Source organism: Comamonas sp. Z3 (genome assembly GCF_008121565.1).
GTDB lineage: Bacteria > Pseudomonadota > Gammaproteobacteria > Burkholderiales > Burkholderiaceae_C > Comamonas > Comamonas brasiliensis.
Genome location: NZ_VOQU01000008.1, coordinates 302852 through 319147, shown reverse-complemented (window position 1 = coordinate 319147; position 16296 = coordinate 302852). Strand labels below are relative to the sequence as shown.

Here is a 16296-nt window from a genome sequence, read left to right as displayed (position 1 = left end):
GGGTTGGGCCATGCCTGTTCAAGGATCACGCCCAGGCCTGATCGAAGAAAGAATGCGATGACTGAAACTATTAATTCCATAGCTGCTAGCGCAAGTCCATCAAGCGTTACAGACCAATTTGATGCACATACCAGCAGCGCGCTGCGCTTTATCACCTGCGGCTCGGTCGATGACGGCAAGAGCACGCTGATCGGCCGCCTGCTGGTGGACACCCGCGCCGTGCTGCAGGATCAGCTGGCCGGCGTCACCAAGTCCGGCGAAACCGATCTGGCTCTGCTGACCGACGGCTTGGCCGCCGAGCGCGAGCAAGGCATCACGATCGACGTGGCCTACCGCTACTTCGCCACCGAGTCGCGCAAGTTCATCATTGGCGATGCACCTGGTCACGAGCAGTACACCCGCAATATGGTGACGGCCGCATCAAGCGCCGATGCCGCCGTGGTGCTGGTCGACGCCACCAAGCTGGACTGGAAGAATGCCGATCTGGAGCTGCTGCCCCAGACCCGCCGTCACAGCCTGCTGGCCCACCTTCTGCGCGTGAACTCGCTGGTGTTTGCCGTCAACAAGCTCGATGCCGTTCAGGACCCGGCCCTGGCCTTTGCCCATATCAGCGCCGCGCTGCAGAAGTTCACGGCCTCCGCAGACATCAAGATCACGGCCACCGTGCCTGTGTCCGCGCTCAAGGGCTACAACGTGGTCAACAGCGCCGACGGCTGGGCCGGCTACCAAGGCCCCAGCTTGCTGCAGCTGCTGGAGCAACTGCCCAACACACCCACCGACAGCGATCTGGCATTGGCCTTCCCCGTGCAGTGGGTGGAGAAGTTCTCCTCCTCGTCCGACACCAGCCAGGGTCGCCGCGTGTTCTGGGGCCGTGTCGCCACGGGCCTGGCCCAGGTCGGTGCCCAGGTGCAGATTCTGCCCAGTGGCCAGCTCGCCACCGTGGCCCAGGTCATAGATCACGCCCGCGCCCCCAAGGAAGTGGCTGCCGGCCTGTCCGCCGGCATCACGCTGGACCGTGAGGTCGACGTCTCGCGCGGCGACTGGATCATTGCTGCACCCGTGCAAGCAGAAGTGGCCGACGATGACTTCGATGCCCCTGCTGCCGCAAGCCCCTGGCCCAGCAGCCGCGAGATCACCGCCACCGTGGCCTGGATGGACAACGAGCCCCTGGTGCCCGGCCGTGTCTACTGGGCGCTGCACGGCCACCGCTGGGTCAAGGCCAAGGCCCGCCGCCTGGTTCACCGCCTCAACATCAACACGCTGGACAAGGAAGATGCCCAGCAGCTCGAAGCCAACGCCATAGGCCAGGTGGAGCTGGTGCTGCAGGAAGCGATTCCGGCGGCTCCCTTCACCCAGGCTCGCCAGCTGGGCTCGCTGATTCTGGTGGACACCGCCAGCAACGCCACAGCCGGCGCCGCGCTGGTGAACTGAGGCAACCGAAGGCAGGGCCGTACCCCGATCTGGCCGTCAAACCGGATCTCCATACGGCCTTATCCGGCCAGGCACTGGCGCTGCGCGGGAAAAAACCTAAAATCAAGGGGTTTTACCAATCCCCACCCAAGAAGAAGATTCTCAATGACTCACGTCGTTACCGAAAACTGCATCAAGTGCAAGTACACCGATTGCGTGGACGTATGCCCCGTGGACTGCTTCCGTGAAGGCCCCAACTTTCTGGTGATTGATCCCGATGAATGCATTGACTGCGCCGTCTGCATTCCTGAATGCCCGGCCAATGCCATCTTTGCCGAAGAAGATGTGCCGGCCGATCAACTGGCCTTTATCAAGCTGAACGTGGATCTGTCCCAGCTCAAGAGCTGGAAGAGCATCACCAAGCGCAAGGCCTCGCTGCCCGACGCCGACGAGTGGAATGGCAAGCCGAACAAAGTGGATTTGCTGGAGCGCTGAGCCAGTCTGGGCGCTGACTGCGCTACGCTTGCCCGCATGAGCCTGTCCAACGCAACGACCAACGCTTTTCTCACTCAACAACAACCCGCCGTGGAAACCGACGCCATCATCATTGGCGCAGGTCCGGCGGGTTTGTTTCAGGCCTTCCAGCTCGGCCTTCAAGGCATTCAAGCCCATCTGATCGACGCCCTGCCCCATGTCGGCGGCCAGTGCAGCCAGCTCTATGCGCACAAGCCCATCTACGACATTCCCGGCATTCCTGTCTGCACGGGTCTGGAGCTGGTGCAACTGCTGGAAAAGCAAATCGCGCCCATGCAGGTAACGCGCCATCTTTCACAGCAAGTACAGGCCCTGCAGGCCCTTGAGGACGGGCGCTGGCAGGTCGGCACCACGGCTGGAGCCGTCTTTCACACGCGCACCGTTTTCATCGCCGCAGGAGTCGGCGCCTTTGTTCCCAAGGCCCTCAAGGCGCCGGGAGTGGATGGACTCGAACCAGGCCAACTGCACTATCACCCGCAGCAGCCGGACATGGCTGCAGGCCGCCAGGCGCTGGTCTATGGCGGCGATGAGGAAGCCGTGGCCGCAGCCATTGCCTGCACTGCCAATGCAGCCAGAACCGTTCTCATGCACCGCCGCGACAGCTTCAATGCCGAGCCCGCGCAACTGGCCCAGCTGCAGCAGCTGCGCGAATCTGGCGCCGTAGAAGTCCTGATTGGCCAGATCACCGAAGTGCGGCACGGCAATGGCCGGCTGCAGGCCGTGCAATGGATGGATGGCGAAGGCGATGAACATACTCTGCCCGCCGAGCTGCTGCTGGTTTATCAGGGCATCTCGCCCAAGCTGGGCCCTTTGACGGACTGGGGCCTGGCGCTGGAGCGCAAGCAGCTGGCGGTGGATCCGGCAACGCTTGCCACCAGTGCCCCGGGAATCTATGCCGTCGGCGACATCGTCAGCTACAGCGGCAAGAAGCGGCTGATCCTCTGCGCATTTCATGAGGCCACCATGGCCGCGTTCGCGGCCGCCGAATACCTGCAGGGCAGCAAGCCTTTGCTGGAATACACGACGACCAGCGCCCGCCTGCACGCCATCCTGGGCGTGTCGCACTGAAGCGCTTGCGGCGCATTTCTCCGACGCTCTAGGCACCGCCGCCTTTCAGACAGGCATAAAAAAACCGCTATCCCTCGTATGCGGGATAGCGGTGTAAATCACGACGGGGTCAGACCCCACCGCGCGCACTTTGATCTCGAGTCAATGACCATGAGCCGGCTTGACCGGAATGATGGGAACTTCCTTGCCTTCCTTGTCGTAGATCTTGCCACCTTCGACGCGGTCGCCATCGGCCAGGGCTTCCAGCACATGCTGGCTCAGGGCACGGCCATAGCCGGCTTCAAAGACGGAAGGCTGATCGGAATTGCCTTGCTTGAAGTGGTTGTAGAGCAGGTTCAGGGTCACAGCAACCAGAGCGGTTGCGCTGATGCCCGAGTGGAAAATCGTGGCAAACCATGCGGGGAACTGGTCATAGAACTTGGGAGCCACCACCGGCAGCAGACCCGCGCTCACCGAGGTGGCAACAATGATCAGATTCATATTGTTGTTGTACTCCACCTTGGCCAGGGTACGGATGCCGCTCGCAGCCACGGTACCGAACAGCACCAGGCCGGCGCCGCCCAGCACGGAGGGAGGCACGCAGGCCACGATACGCCCCATCACCGGCAGCACGCCAAATACGATCAGGATCAGGCCGGAGAAAGCCACCACAAAACGGCTCTTGATTCCAGTCACGGCCACCAGACCCACGTTCTGCGCAAAAGCGCTTTGCGTGAAGCCGCCGAAGATGGGAGCCACGATGCTGGACAGCATGTCGGCGCGCAGACCGTCACCGAGTCGACGACCGTCCACGGGGCTGTCCACGATTTCGCCCACGGCCAGCACGTCGGCCGAGGTTTCCACCAGAATCACGAGAATCACGATGAACATGGAGATGGTTGCCGCCATGTCAAAAGTGGGCCAGCCGAAATGCAAAGGCGTGGGTACCGCAAAGATGGGGCCGTTGAACACCTGGGAGAAATCGGCCTTGCCGATGAACACCGCCGTGATGGTGCCCACCACGATCGCCACCAGAATCGACAGGCGCGACAACATGGCATTGCCCAGCTTGCTGAACAGCAGCACCATGAACAGCGACAGCCCGGCCAGACCGATATTGCCCATGCTGCCGTAATCAGCCGACTTGGCATTGCCGCCCATGGCCCAATGCGCAGCCACTGGCATCAGCGACATGCCGATCACCGTGATCACGCAGCCATTGACCAGCGGCGGGAAGAATTTGGTGATGCGCGAAAAAACCGGCGCAATGATCAGGCCCAGTACCGAGGCGTACATGACAGCCCCCAGCACGCCCTGCATGCCGCCGCCGGTATGCAGAATGCTGACCATGGTGGCCACACCTGCGAATGAAACGCCTTGAACCAGAGGCAGGCGGCAGCCGAAGAAAGGGATGCCCAGGGTCTGCAGCAAGGTTGCCACACCACCCATGAACAGGCAGGCGGTCACCAGCAGGCCGGCGTCGGCAGCGGACATGCCAGCCGCTTCGGCCACGATCAGAGGCACTGCCACGATGCCGCCGTACATGGTCAACACATGTTGCAAGCCGTACATGAGGTTGGCGGTGACGCCAAGATTCTCATCTTCGGGGCGCTTGACGGTCGCATCCCTGGATGCTCCGGTCTGATCGTTCATCTTTGTCTCCTAAATTACCAACTCACCAAGGCTCTTGAGGCCTTTTGCTCTGTCCAGTCGACTTGCAGCGACTGCCCTTGGCAACGATCTGTCTTCCGATCGCCCCAGCGAGGCCTTGTGCTGCCGCCAGTCGCTCTTCTGCGAGAGCGATCCGACCTATAGAAAAGAGCAAACCACTCTTTCATTCACCCAAGTCAGTCTTTCAATCTCCTTTGATTGCATGACATCCGCCGGACGGACTATTCCATTGCGCAATCAAAGCCATACCCAGCAGGGCATGAGTCGAGACTGTACGTCGCCAGGACACCAAAATTGTCTACAGTTTTGTATACAAAGTGCTGACCAGAACCTTTCCAAAGCTCAACAGCAGGCCAATTGCCTGCTGTTGAGTGCGAAAAAATTGACTTATGTCACGGACACCCGGACCCCAAGGCCCGGCAAGAAACAAAAAGATGCAAGCTCCACTTCCATGGAGGCTTGCACCTGATGTAGGTCAGAGAAGGAATCGAGAGCGCCTGTCCGCTCAGGCTCAGTCGTCTTCGGCCTGCGCGATGCCGGGAAACAGCACATCGGTAAAGCCGAACTGGCTGAAATCGCGTACGCGCATCGGATAGAGCTTGCCCCAGAGGTGGTCACACTCATGCTGAACCACGCGTGCGTGGAAACCATCGACCGTGCGGTCGATCGGATCGCCATAGAGGTCAAAGCCGGTATAGCGCACCTTGCTCCAGCGCGGCACCATGGCTCGCAGACCGGGCACAGACAGACAACCTTCCCAATCCAGTTGCTCCTCTTCACCGATTGGAGTGATGACCGGATTGATCAGCACGGTGCGGGGCACTATGGGGGCGTCGGGGTAGCGAGGATTGGGCTCGCCCGAGCCGAACACCACCATCTGCAGATCCTCACCGATCTGCGGCGCCGCCAGACCTGCGCCGTTGGCGGCATGCATGGTGTCCAGCAAATCCTTGAGCAATAGATGCAGCGCATCGGTATCAAATTCAGTCACCGGCTTGGCAAGCCGCAACAGACGGGGATCACCCATCTTCAAAATGGCACGTACGGTCATAGATCAATATAGCGCGCAGCAGCCACCGGGCCACCGCACTGTTTCATTCTTCAAAAGCATAGCGTCAGCCCCAATCAACCTGAACCCTGCGACCTGTTTGGGGCATCAGGCACAGAGAATTTGATGAAATTGCGATGAACTTCCTGCGAGCCTATTTTTACACCCTATAATCTAGGTCTTCTTCCTCAATAGCTCAGTCGGTAGAGCGCCGGACTGTTAATCCGTAGGTCCCTGGTTCGAGCCCAGGTTGAGGAGCCAAGAATTCCGATGCTTTGCGGATATCAAAGCATCAAACCGACATATTCCTCAATAGCTCAGTCGGTAGAGCGCCGGACTGTTAATCCGTAGGTCCCTGGTTCGAGCCCAGGTTGAGGAGCCAAAATCCAATCGCCTTGCAATCGTTCAAGGCAGTCACACCGACACATTCCTCAATAGCTCAGTCGGTAGAGCGCCGGACTGTTAATCCGTAGGTCCCTGGTTCGAGCCCAGGTTGAGGAGCCAAATTCAATCGCCTTGCAATCGTTCAAGGCATGTCACACCGACACATTCCTCAATAGCTCAGTCGGTAGAGCGCCGGACTGTTAATCCGTAGGTCCCTGGTTCGAGCCCAGGTTGAGGAGCCAAAATTCAATCGCCTTGCAATCGTTCAAGGCAGTCACGCCGACACATTCCTCAATAGCTCAGTCGGTAGAGCGCCGGACTGTTAATCCGTAGGTCCCTGGTTCGAGCCCAGGTTGAGGAGCCATCAAAAAGCCTGTATGCACGCATACAGGCTTTTCTTTTATCCGCTCAGGCTGCCCTAACCACGCCCACGGATGCCCCCACGGGCGGCGCATCTACGGCGACGGCCTTGTGTGCCGAGTGTGGGACATAGGGATAGTGGTGCGGCACGGCCGGAATATGGTGCTGCTCACCCTCCTCCCAGGCCCGCAACTCATCTTCCAGCCGCGCAGCGCGTTCGGCATACATCTGCGCAGAGGACTGGTAGTACTCCGCCGCGATGGAGTGCTCAAGAATGGCCATGCGAGCTTCCTGCAGATAGGCACGCGTGCGGCGGATATAGCGTGGTTCGGAACGTCCAAACCCGAAGATCTTGCCGAAAAACATGTCCAACCTCCTTTTCCGGTAACAACGCAAATCCGTCATACCCATCATCCGATGAGGTGCTGCTGTCAGCGTACTGTCTCTGGCCCATGGCATCTGTCCCACAGCAAGAGTTCGCCTCGTAGGATGGAGACCCGCTCCCCACGGCAAGCCGCCCGAAGCCAGCTCGCCGCCACGCGCCGAAGGCCTTTCTGCATCACAAAGACACTGTCCAGAAATCAAAGAGACACATTGCCAGGGACTTTTGCAGTGTCTTTCGGTAAGCCCCCAACCTTCCGGCCGATGTCTCGCATCTCCTGTGAAACACCAAAGCGCAATGGCGTTTCCACCTATACCCACGGGCTTGTGCGGCACCTGGAACAGGCCTTTGCAGCTTGAGACAGCCTCCACTCGCAAGCCTTACAGGCCAAGGGCCGCCGCCACGCCGCGAAACTCCTTAGAAATCAATGCAGCGCGCCTGCTGCCCAGGCCATCTCTCAGGCCTCGCCGGCCTGCAGGAAGTCCAGGATACCTTGAGCCACATGAACGCCTGATGACAGGCAGGCCGTCAGCAGGTAGCCGCCCGTCGGAGCTTCCCAGTCCAGCATCTCCCCGGCACAGAAGACGCCGGGAAGTGCCGCACACATGCCGCGCGCGTCCAGAGCTTCCAGACGGACCCCGCCAGCCGTGCTGATAGCCTCATCAATGGGACGTGGCGCGATGGCGGTCAGGGGCACCGCCTTGATCGTCGATGCCAGACGCTTCATGTCCGCCATGCCGTCCTTGCCGAGCACCTCATACAGCAAGCCCGTCTTGATGCCGTCCAGCCCCAGACGTCCCTTGAGATGACTGCTGAGACTGCGCGAGCCGCGCGGCCGCATCACTTCCTGCTGCACACGCTCCACACTCCACTGCGGCAGCAGATCCAGCTCGAAGCAAGCTGCGCCCTGGCGGGAAATGCTGTCTCGCAGCAGGGATGAAACTGCATAGACAAGACTGCCTTCCACCCCGCTTTGCGTCGCCACAAACTCCCCCTGGCGCTCAAAGCGGACCCCTTGGTCATCCACAAACCTCAGAACCACCGACTTGAATGGCTGGCCCGCAAAACGCTGGGCAAACACCTCGCTCCACCCTGCTTCACGCCCCTGCGGCCAACCCACATCAAAGCCGCAATTGGCCGCCTGCAAGGGAGCAATGTCCACACCCTTGTCCTGCAACAGCGCAACCCAGGCGCCATCCGAGCCCAGACGCGCCCAGCTGCCTCCGCCGGTCGCCAGCACCAGGGCCTTGCAGCCGATCTTGACCCTGGCTCCCCCTGTCTGGAAAACCGGCTGACCATCCTCCGACCAGCCTGTCCAGCGGTGACGCATATGGAATTGCACGCCCAGCGACTTCATGCGCACAAGCCAGGCCCGCAGCAGCGGCGCAGCCTTCATATCCGCCGGAAACACGCGCCCGGATGTACCCACAAAGGTATCAAAGCCCAGCTCCTTGACCCAGGCCCGAAGTTCGTCCGCACCCCATTTTTCGAGCCAAGGGGCCAGATCGCCAGCGCGGGAGCCATAACGGGTCACAAAACCGGAGAACTCTTCGGAATGCGTGAGATTGAGGCCGCCCTTGCCGGCCATGAGGAACTTTCGGGCAGCCGAGGCCTTCGCCTCGAAGACCCTGACCGACAGGCCGGCCTTTGCCAGTTGCTCGGCCACCATCAGGCCTGCAGGCCCGGCGCCGACCACAGCCACATCACAGGCCGATTCAACATCGGTCATCAACGGTTCCGGGACACTCATAGTTCTACCACCTCAATCAGCTCGCGGCCAGAGGCCGCCAAAGGGTGCGCAGAATACCATCGACGGCATTTCTGCAATACTGCGGGCACTATTAGCGCGATAGCAGCAAACAACCACCCACACACCATGACGGGAGATGAGTTTCTGTCACAATCAGTTCACTAGGCGAATAGACCGCCGACCTTTTTTGATTCAAGAAAATCCAGGACTACAAATGGCCAGCGAATTGATCAAGCACATCACGGATGCCAGCTTTGAATCCGACGTACTGCAACCCGGCACGACCGTGCTGGTGGATTACTGGGCTGAGTGGTGCGGCCCTTGCAAGATGATCGCCCCCATCTTGGACGATGTGGCCGAAGGCTACAAAGGCAAGGTGCAGATCGCCAAGATGAATGTGGATGAAAACCGTGAAATCCCCGCCAAGTTCGGCATTCGCGGCATCCCCACGCTGATGCTGTTCAAGGACGGCCAACTGGCCGCCACCAAGGTTGGCGCACTGAACAAGACCCAGCTGTCCGCCTTCCTCGATCAGCACATCTGATGTATTTGACAAACAGGGCTCCGGATGGAGCTCTGTTTGCTTTCGGGGCTCCCTCTTTCACATCTGCCACAGACCTTGCGCAGGCCGCAGATGACAAGTCCTCGATAAATAGCTTGCAAGCTGCGCCAGTTTTCCTGTCATAATGTACGAACCGCCGGCCACCGCATGGGACCGCGCTGGATTTTCTTCAGGCAAGCCTGCCCACTACTACAGTGTTTCGTTAGGCTCTACGCCTCTCCCCCCTGGTTATTCTCACTCCACGCTTGGAGTCATTTCATGCACCTTAATGAACTCAAGGCACTGCACGTGTCTGAAGTCTTGAAGCAGGCCGAAGCGCTTGAGATCGAAAACGTCGGTCGCATGCGCAAGCAGGAACTGATGTTCGCCATCATCAAAAAGCGCGCGAAAGCCGGTGAACAGGTTTTCGCCGACGGCGTGCTGGAAATCCTGCCCGATGGCTTCGGCTTCCTGCGTAGCCCCGATACCAGCTACACCGCAAGCACCGACGACATCTATATCTCGCCCAGTCAGGTGCGCCGCTTCAACCTGCACACCGGCGACATGATCGAAGGCGAAGTGCGCATCCCCAAGGATGGCGAGCGCTACTTTGCCCTGACCAAGCTCGACAAGGTCAACGGCGGCCCACCCGAGCAAAACAAGCACAAGGTGCTGTTTGAGAACCTGACCCCTCTGTTCCCCAAGGAGCAGATGCGCCTTGAGCGCGACATCAAGGGCGAAGAAAACATCACCGGCCGCATCATCGACATCATCGCCCCCATCGGCCGCGGCCAGCGCGCGCTGATCGTGGCACCGCCCAAGAGCGGCAAGACCATGATGATGCAAAGCATTGCGCACGCCATCACCGCCAACCACCCCGATGTGCACCTGATGGTGCTGCTGGTGGACGAGCGCCCTGAAGAAGTGACGGAAATGCAGCGCTCGGTCAAGGGCGAGATCATCGCCTCCACCTTCGACGAGCCAGCTACCCGTCACGTGCACGTGGCCGAAATGGTGATCGAGCGCGCCAAGCGCTTGGTGGAACTGGGCAAGGATGTGGTCATCCTGCTGGACTCCATCACCCGCCTGGCCCGCGCCTACAACAACGTCGTGCCCTCGTCGGGCAAGGTGCTGTCGGGCGGTGTGGACTCCAACGCACTGCAGCGCCCCAAGCGCTTCTTCGGTGCGGCCCGCAACGTGGAAGAAGGCGGCTCGCTGACCATCATCGCCACGGCACTGGTCGACACGGGCAGCCGCATGGACGAAGTGATCTTTGAAGAATTCAAGGGCACCGGCAACAGCGAACTGCACCTGAACCGTCGCCTGTATGAAAAGCGCGTGTTCCCAGCCATCGAACTCACCAAGAGCGGTACACGCCGCGAAGAGTTGCTGCTGGCTCCCGAGATTCTGCAAAAGACTCGTATCCTGCGCCAGTTCATGTACAACATGGACGAGATCGAGTCCATGGAGCTGATGATCAAGAACATGAAGGCCACCAAGAACAATGTGGAGTTCTTCGACATGATGCGCCGCGGCGGCTAAGCTGCTGCGCCATGCAAGACAAAGCCTCGCTTCGCGGGGCTTTGTTGTTTCTGGAGCTCGACCGCCTTACTTGACATAGCTCAAACTGATTTGCGAGTCGCCCCCCAATACTGGGGTTCACATCTATACAAATCTTGCGCCAAGCGGAAGCCAAAAGCTTTCAAGTCGCAGGTTCTGCATTCATGCCCCCATCAGCGAATCGCCAATCACCTCCTATCCCCACATTGATGCGCCTGCTGGCATCAGCCGCCTTGCTGGCCGCTGTGGCTGCCTGCAGCACCAGCGTGCAGATGCTGCAGCCACAGGCGCAGGCCAGGCTGCCGGGCCTGTGGCCCCAGGCCTGGACGCAGCAGAACAGCGCCGCAGCGCCGCTTGCCTGGCAAGACTTCTATGCAGACCCGGTATTGCAGCAGCTGATAGAAGCGGCTCTCGCCCACAATCAGGACCAGCGCCTGGCGCTGCTGCGCGTACAGGAGGCCCAGGCTGCCTACGGCATCCAGAGCGCGGCCAGGCTGCCGACCATCGGGCTTGGCAGCAGCCATGCCAGAGCACGCGTGCCCGCCGACCTCAATGCCAGCGGCCGCTCCGTGGTTGCCGGCGATCAGGAGGTCTTTGTGGGCCTCAACAGCTGGGAGCTCGACCTCTGGGGCCGTGTCAAAAGCCTCGGCGATGCCGCCTTGGGCAACTATCTGGCGCTGGATGCCACGCAGCATGCCGTTCAATCCAGTCTCATCAAACAGGTGGCGCTGAACTATCTGGCCCTGCGCAGCCTCGATGAGCGCCTGGCCCTGACCGAGCGCACGATTGCCAGCCGCGAGGAATCGCTACGCATCTTCAAGCGGCGCACCGAGGTGGGTTCCACCTCGCGCTATGCGCTCACGCAGGTGCAGACGCTGGTCCACCAGGCCAAGCTCATAGGCACTCAACTTGCGCAGCAGCGCGCGCTGCAGGCCAATGCGCTGCAGCAGCTCACGGGTCTGGATGCAGAGCGCTTGCCGCAGCGGCTGTCCACACCGGTCAACCTCAAACCCGTTGCCGAAGGCCTGCCCTCGGCTCTGCTCACGCAGCGTCCCGACATCATTGCCGCCGAGTACGGCCTGCAGGCCGCCAAGGCCAATGTGACCGCCGCGCGCGCAGCGTTCCTGCCCCGTATCGCGCTGACCGGCAGCTGGGGCACGGCCAGCGCCGAACTCGACGGCCTGTTCAAAGGCGGCAGTCGTGCCTGGCAGTTCGTCCCTTCGATCTCGCTGCCGATCCTTGACGGCGGCCAGCGCCAGGCCAACCTGGATCTGCAGGCCGTGCGACAGAACATCGCGGTGGTCCAGTACGAGAAAACCATAGAGACGGCGATGCGCGAGGTACTGGACGCACTGTCCAGCCGCAGCACGCTGGAGCAGCAGCAGCTGGTGCTGACCGAGCAGCGCGCAGCCCTCAAGGAGCGTGCCCGGCTGGCGCGGCTGCGCTATGACCAGGGAGCCTCGCCCTATCTCGATGTGCTGGATGCCGAACGCGACCTGCTGAGCGCAGAGCAGCAACTGGTCCAGGGCCGCGAAGCCCTGCTGTCCAGCCAGGTCACGCTCTACGCGGCCCTGGGCGGAGGCTACACCACCCAAGGCCAGAGCAGCGCCTCCGCCCCTGCCGCCCTCCAACCCTGATCTGCAAATCCATGCCCATGAACAAGAAACTGACCCTCGCCGCGCTCATCGTTGCCGCAGCCGCCCTGGGTGCCTATGGCTGGCAGCAATGGCGCAGCGCCCAGGCTTCCGAAGGCCTGGTCAGCGGCAACGGCCGCATCGAGGCCACCGAGATCGACGTCGCCACCAAATACGCCGGCCGCATTGCCGAAGTCCTGGTGCAGGAAGGCGAGTTCGTCAAAGCCGGCCAGCCCCTGGCCCGCATGCAGATCGAGAGCCTGCAGGCTCAGCAGCGCGAAGCCATCGCCGGCCGCGAGCGCGCCTCTCATGCAGTGACCTCGGCACGCGCCGAAATCGCGCTGCGCGAAAGCCAGTATGCGGCCACCATCGCGACGGTTGCGCAACGCGAGGCAGAGCTGGATGCAGCGCTGCGCCGCGTCAATCGCTCCGAAACACTGGCGCGCGAAGGTGCGTCCTCGGAGCAGGAGCTGGACGACGACCGGGCGCGCGTGCGTGGTGCCCGGGCCGCGCTCAAGGCCGCCGAGGCCCAGGCCACGGCCGCCAAGGCAGCCATCGACGCAGCCAAGGCCCAGACCATCGGTGCGGAGTCGGCGGTGACGGCCGCCGCCGCCACCGTCCAGCGCATCGATGCCGACGTCAAGGACAGCGAACTCACCGCCCCGCGCGATGGCCGCGTGCAATACCGGCTGGCCCAACCCGGCGAGGTGATCGGCGCGGGCGGCAAGGTGCTCAATATGGTGGATGTCTCGGATGTCTACATCAGCTTCTTCCTGCCCGAGACCGTGGCTGGCCGCGTGGCCCTGGGTACCGAGGTGCGCATCGTGCTGGATGCGGCACCGCAATATGTGATCCCGGCCCAGGTGTCCTTTGTCGCCAGCACCGCCCAGTTCACGCCCAAGACCGTGGAGACGGCCAGCGAAAGACAGAAGCTGATGTTCCGCGTCAAGGCCCGCATCGCCCCGGATCTGCTGCAAAAGCATCTGACACAGGTCAAGACAGGCCTGCCTGGCGTGGCCTGGATCAAGCTCGACAAGGAGCGCGAATGGCCGGCCCGACTGGAGCTGCGCACCGGCGACGCTTCGGCCTCGTGAATACCGGGACCCGGTTTGCCATGACCCAGCATGTAGCCACCTTGCGTGAAGTGACGCTCGCCTACGGCAAGACGCAGGCGCTGCGCGGCCTGAGCCTGGAAATTCCGGCAGGCCTCATGGTCGGCCTGATCGGCCCCGACGGCGTGGGAAAGTCCAGCCTGCTGTCGCTGATTGCGGGAGCGCGCGCGCTGCAAGGCGGCGAGATACAGGCGCTGGGTGGCGATATGCGCAGCAAAAAGCACCGCGATGCAGTCTGCCCGCGCATTGCCTACATGCCTCAGGGCCTGGGCAAGAACCTCTACCCCACGCTGTCGGTGGAAGAGAATCTGCAGTTCTTCGGGCGCCTTTTCGGGCATGACGCGGCCGAGCGCCGGGCGCGCATCGACGATCTGACCCAGAGCACCGGACTGCAGAAATTCCTCTCCCGCCCAGCGGGCAAGCTCTCGGGCGGCATGAAGCAGAAGCTGGCGCTGTGCTGCGCCCTGATCCACGACCCCGACCTGCTGATTCTCGACGAGCCCACGACCGGCGTGGACCCGCTGGCGCGCGCGCAGTTCTGGGATCTGATCAACCGCATCCGTGGCCAGCGCCCGCAGATGAGCGTGATCGTGGCCACAGCCTATATGGACGAGGCCCAGCGCTTCGACTGGCTGGCCGCCATGGATGACGGCCGGATTCTGGCCACCGGCACGCCCGCCGAGCTGCTGGCACGCACCGGCATGCCGGCGCTGGAGGCCGCCTTCATCGCCCTGCTGCCCGAGGAGAAAAAACGCGGCCATGCCGCCGTGGTGATCCCGCCGCTGCAGACCCGCGATGACGACATCGCCATTGAGGCGCGCGATCTCACCATGCGCTTTGGCGATTTCGTGGCCGTGGACCATGTGAACTTCCGCATCCGGCGCGGCGAGATCTTCGGCTTTCTGGGCTCCAACGGCTGCGGCAAGTCGACCACCATGAAGATGCTGACCGGGCTGCTGCCCGCCAGCGAGGGAGATGCCTGGCTGTTCGGCAAGAAGATCGATCCGCATGATGTGGCCACGCGCCAGCGAGTGGGCTACATGTCCCAGGCCTTTTCGCTCTACGGCGAGCTGACCGTGCTGCAGAACCTGGTGCTGCACGCCGAACTCTTCCATGTGGACCCGGCCCAGATCCCCGCGCGGGTCGAGGAGATGATCACCCGCTTCGGCCTCACCGAGGTGCGCGAGACCCTGCCCGGCAATATGCCGCTGGGCATGCGCCAGCGCCTGTCGCTGGCCGTGGCCATGGTGCACAAGCCGGAGCTGCTGATTCTCGACGAGCCCACCTCGGGCGTGGACCCCGTGGCGCGCGACCAGTTCTGGCGCCTGCTGATCGAGCTCTCGCGCCGCGACCGCGTGACCATCTTCATCTCCACGCACTTCATGAACGAGGCCGAGCGCTGCGACCGCATGTCCATGATGCATGCGGGCAAGGTGCTGGACAGCGACCGGCCGGCAGCCCTGACCGCCAAGCGCGGTGCGGCCACACTGGAAGAGGCCTTCATCGGCTATCTGGTGGAGGCCTCGGGCGAGGCCGCACCCGTGCTCGATATCAAAAAAGAAGCTACTACCGCTCGCTCTGCTTCATTTTCAGACTTAAATCATGCTGAATCCCAAGTGGATGAAGCGCAAAAAGCTCCTTTTTCAGAAGCACATTTCAGCGGCCCCGGCTTCAGCCTGCAACGCCTGTGGAGCTATCTGTGGCGCGAGTCGCTGGAGCTGCAGCGCGATCCCGTGCGCGCCACGCTGGCCCTGGTGGGTTCGCTGGTGCTGATGGTGGTGATCGGCTTCGGCATCAGCATGGACGTCGAAGACCTGCGTTTCGCGGTGCTGGACCGCGACCAGAGCACCATCAGCCAGAACTATGTGAACAATCTCGCGGGCTCGCGCTATTTCATTGAAATGCCGGCCATCCGGGACTACGCCGACCTGGACCGGCGCATGAAAAGCGGCGAGCTGGCACTGGCCATCGAGATTCCACCCGGTTTTGGCCGTGATGTGCTGCGCGGCTCGAAAGTAGCCGTGGGCGCCTGGTTCGACGGCGCCATGCCCCAGCGCGGCGAGACCGTCAAAGGCTATGTCCAGGCCATGCACCAGCTCTGGCTGGCACAGCAGGCACGCGAGCGCCTGGGCGTGCAGCTGGCCAGCCAGGTCAGCCTGGAGACCCGCTTTCGCTACAACCCCGATGTGAAAAGCCTGCCCGCCATGGTGCCGGCCGTGATTCCGCTGCTGCTGATGATGCTGCCGGCCATGCTCACGGCCCTGGCCGTGGTGCGCGAAAAAGAGCTGGGCTCCATCGTGAACCTGTACGTCACCCCCGTGACCCGCACCGAGTTTCTGCTGGGCAAGCAGCTGCCCTATGTGGTGCTGGCCATGCTGAACTTCTTTCTGATGTGCGCCATGGCGGTCTTCGTCTTCGGCGTGCCCATGACCGGCAGCTTCCCGCTGCTCGTCTTGGCCGCCCTGCTCTTCAGCGTCATTGCCACGGGCATGGGCCTGCTGGCCTCGGCCGTCACCAGCAGCCAGATTGCCGCCATGTTCTTTGCCATGCTGGGCACGCTGATTCCGGCCACGCAGTTCTCGGGGCTGACCGACCCGGTGTCCTCGCTGGAAGGCGCCGGCCGCTGGATCGGCGAGATCTATCCGGCCACCTATATGTTCGCCATCAGCCGCGGCGTCTTCAACAAGGCGCTGGGCCTGCACGATCTGGCGCCGACCTTGCTGCCGCTGCTGATCGCCGTTCCCGTGATCATGGGCATCGCCATCTGGGCCCTGCCCAAGCAGGAGAAGTGATGAAGCTCCCCCTGAGCTGCTGCGCAGCTTCCCCCTCTCTCGCTAACGCGGGAGGGGGACGACAGCCTCGC

The 16296-nt window shown here is 62.0% G+C and carries 12 protein-coding genes and 5 tRNA genes; 13 read left to right on the top strand and 4 right to left on the bottom strand.

Annotation, left to right across the window (positions count from 1 at the left end):
• Positions 1 to 57: 57 nt before the first annotated feature.
• The 3 genes from FSY59_RS23180 (at position 58) to FSY59_RS23170 (ending at position 3012) form a co-directional block, all read left to right on the top strand.
• Positions 58 to 1431, top strand: coding sequence for a sulfate adenylyltransferase subunit 1 (locus tag FSY59_RS23180; RefSeq protein WP_043373913.1), 1374 nt, complete (start codon positions 58 to 60; stop codon positions 1429 to 1431).
• Between the two features lie 144 nt (positions 1432 to 1575).
• The gene (gene fdxA, locus FSY59_RS23175; protein WP_003053491.1) at positions 1576 to 1905 is read left to right on the top strand and encodes a ferredoxin FdxA; all 330 of its coding nucleotides are present in this window, start codon (positions 1576 to 1578) and stop codon (positions 1903 to 1905) included.
• 36 nt (positions 1906 to 1941) lie between these two features.
• Complete coding sequence (locus FSY59_RS23170; protein ID WP_019043983.1) at positions 1942 to 3012, top strand: NAD(P)/FAD-dependent oxidoreductase; 1071 nt, start codon at positions 1942 to 1944, stop codon at positions 3010 to 3012.
• 141 nt (positions 3013 to 3153) lie between these two features.
• On the opposite strand, the gene FSY59_RS23165 is transcribed toward FSY59_RS23170, so the two are convergent.
• Positions 3154 to 4644 carry a nucleobase:cation symporter-2 family protein gene (locus FSY59_RS23165; protein ID WP_019043982.1) on the bottom strand — a complete coding sequence of 497 codons (1491 nt, stop codon included), beginning with the start codon at positions 4642 to 4644 and terminating at the stop codon, positions 3154 to 3156.
• A 529-nt stretch (positions 4645 to 5173) separates the two neighbouring features.
• Entirely contained in the window at positions 5174 to 5713 is a 540-nt protein-coding gene (def, locus tag FSY59_RS23160; protein WP_003053486.1) for a peptide deformylase, read from the bottom strand.
• Between the two features lie 182 nt (positions 5714 to 5895).
• On the opposite strand from def, the gene FSY59_RS23155 reads away from it, so the two are divergent.
• The 5 genes from FSY59_RS23155 (at position 5896) to FSY59_RS23135 (ending at position 6458) form a co-directional block, all read left to right on the top strand.
• Positions 5896 to 5971 (top strand) — tRNA-Asn (locus FSY59_RS23155).
• A 45-nt stretch (positions 5972 to 6016) separates the two neighbouring features.
• A tRNA-Asn gene (locus FSY59_RS23150) sits at positions 6017 to 6092 on the top strand.
• Positions 6093 to 6138: 46 nt separating this feature from the next.
• Positions 6139 to 6214 (top strand) — tRNA-Asn (locus FSY59_RS23145).
• Between the two features lie 46 nt (positions 6215 to 6260).
• Positions 6261 to 6336, top strand: a tRNA-Asn gene (locus tag FSY59_RS23140).
• A gap of 46 nt (positions 6337 to 6382) precedes the next feature.
• Positions 6383 to 6458, top strand: a tRNA-Asn gene (locus FSY59_RS23135).
• A gap of 44 nt (positions 6459 to 6502) precedes the next feature.
• Here the strand turns inward: FSY59_RS23135 and FSY59_RS23130 are convergent.
• Together FSY59_RS23130 and FSY59_RS23125 are read right to left on the bottom strand one after the other, a co-directional pair.
• Positions 6503 to 6820, bottom strand: a complete 318-nt coding sequence (locus FSY59_RS23130; protein ID WP_003053484.1) for a hypothetical protein — start codon at positions 6818 to 6820, stop codon at positions 6503 to 6505.
• 473 nt (positions 6821 to 7293) lie between these two features.
• Positions 7294 to 8586 (bottom strand): TIGR03862 family flavoprotein, encoded by a 1293-nt coding sequence (locus tag FSY59_RS23125; RefSeq protein ID WP_148729759.1) that lies wholly within the window; start codon positions 8584 to 8586, stop codon positions 7294 to 7296.
• A 214-nt stretch (positions 8587 to 8800) separates the two neighbouring features.
• On the opposite strand from FSY59_RS23125, the gene trxA reads away from it, so the two are divergent.
• From trxA to rbbA, 5 genes are all read left to right on the top strand, one after another.
• Positions 8801 to 9130 (top strand): thioredoxin TrxA, encoded by a 330-nt coding sequence (gene trxA, locus FSY59_RS23120; RefSeq protein WP_003053480.1) that lies wholly within the window; start codon positions 8801 to 8803, stop codon positions 9128 to 9130.
• A 276-nt stretch (positions 9131 to 9406) separates the two neighbouring features.
• Complete coding sequence (gene rho / locus FSY59_RS23115; RefSeq protein ID WP_003053478.1) at positions 9407 to 10669, top strand: transcription termination factor Rho; 1263 nt, start codon at positions 9407 to 9409, stop codon at positions 10667 to 10669.
• 227 nt (positions 10670 to 10896) lie between these two features.
• Entirely contained in the window at positions 10897 to 12324 is a 1428-nt protein-coding gene (locus tag FSY59_RS23110) for an efflux transporter outer membrane subunit (RefSeq protein WP_148729789.1), read from the top strand.
• A gap of 11 nt (positions 12325 to 12335) precedes the next feature.
• Positions 12336 to 13415, top strand: coding sequence for an HlyD family secretion protein (locus FSY59_RS23105; protein WP_019044257.1), 1080 nt, complete (start codon positions 12336 to 12338; stop codon positions 13413 to 13415).
• Between the two features lie 20 nt (positions 13416 to 13435).
• On the top strand, positions 13436 to 16225 hold the full coding sequence (gene rbbA / locus FSY59_RS23100; protein ID WP_148729758.1) for a ribosome-associated ATPase/putative transporter RbbA: 2790 nt from the start codon (positions 13436 to 13438) through the stop codon (positions 16223 to 16225).
• Positions 16226 to 16296: the final 71 nt, after the last annotated feature.

What these genes read in the sequence shown, in the direction of transcription:
- FSY59_RS23125 (WP_148729759.1), bottom strand. Translation starts at nt 8,586, where the DNA reads ATGAGTGTCCCGGAACCGTTGATGACCGATGTTGAATCGGCCTGTGAT.
- FSY59_RS23110 (WP_148729789.1), top strand. Translation starts at nt 10,897, where the DNA reads ATGCGCCTGCTGGCATCAGCCGCCTTGCTGGCCGCTGTGGCTGCCTGC.
- trxA (WP_003053480.1), top strand. Translation starts at nt 8,801, where the DNA reads ATGGCCAGCGAATTGATCAAGCACATCACGGATGCCAGCTTTGAATCC.
- FSY59_RS23105 (WP_019044257.1), top strand. Translation starts at nt 12,336, where the DNA reads ATGCCCATGAACAAGAAACTGACCCTCGCCGCGCTCATCGTTGCCGCA.
- def (WP_003053486.1), bottom strand. Translation starts at nt 5,713, where the DNA reads ATGACCGTACGTGCCATTTTGAAGATGGGTGATCCCCGTCTGTTGCGG.
- FSY59_RS23165 (WP_019043982.1), bottom strand. Translation starts at nt 4,644, where the DNA reads ATGAACGATCAGACCGGAGCATCCAGGGATGCGACCGTCAAGCGCCCC.
- rbbA (WP_148729758.1), top strand. Translation starts at nt 13,436, where the DNA reads ATGACCCAGCATGTAGCCACCTTGCGTGAAGTGACGCTCGCCTACGGC.
- FSY59_RS23180 (WP_043373913.1), top strand. Translation starts at nt 58, where the DNA reads ATGACTGAAACTATTAATTCCATAGCTGCTAGCGCAAGTCCATCAAGC.
- FSY59_RS23130 (WP_003053484.1), bottom strand. Translation starts at nt 6,820, where the DNA reads ATGTTTTTCGGCAAGATCTTCGGGTTTGGACGTTCCGAACCACGCTAT.
- FSY59_RS23170 (WP_019043983.1), top strand. Translation starts at nt 1,942, where the DNA reads ATGAGCCTGTCCAACGCAACGACCAACGCTTTTCTCACTCAACAACAA.
- fdxA (WP_003053491.1), top strand. Translation starts at nt 1,576, where the DNA reads ATGACTCACGTCGTTACCGAAAACTGCATCAAGTGCAAGTACACCGAT.
- rho (WP_003053478.1), top strand. Translation starts at nt 9,407, where the DNA reads ATGCACCTTAATGAACTCAAGGCACTGCACGTGTCTGAAGTCTTGAAG.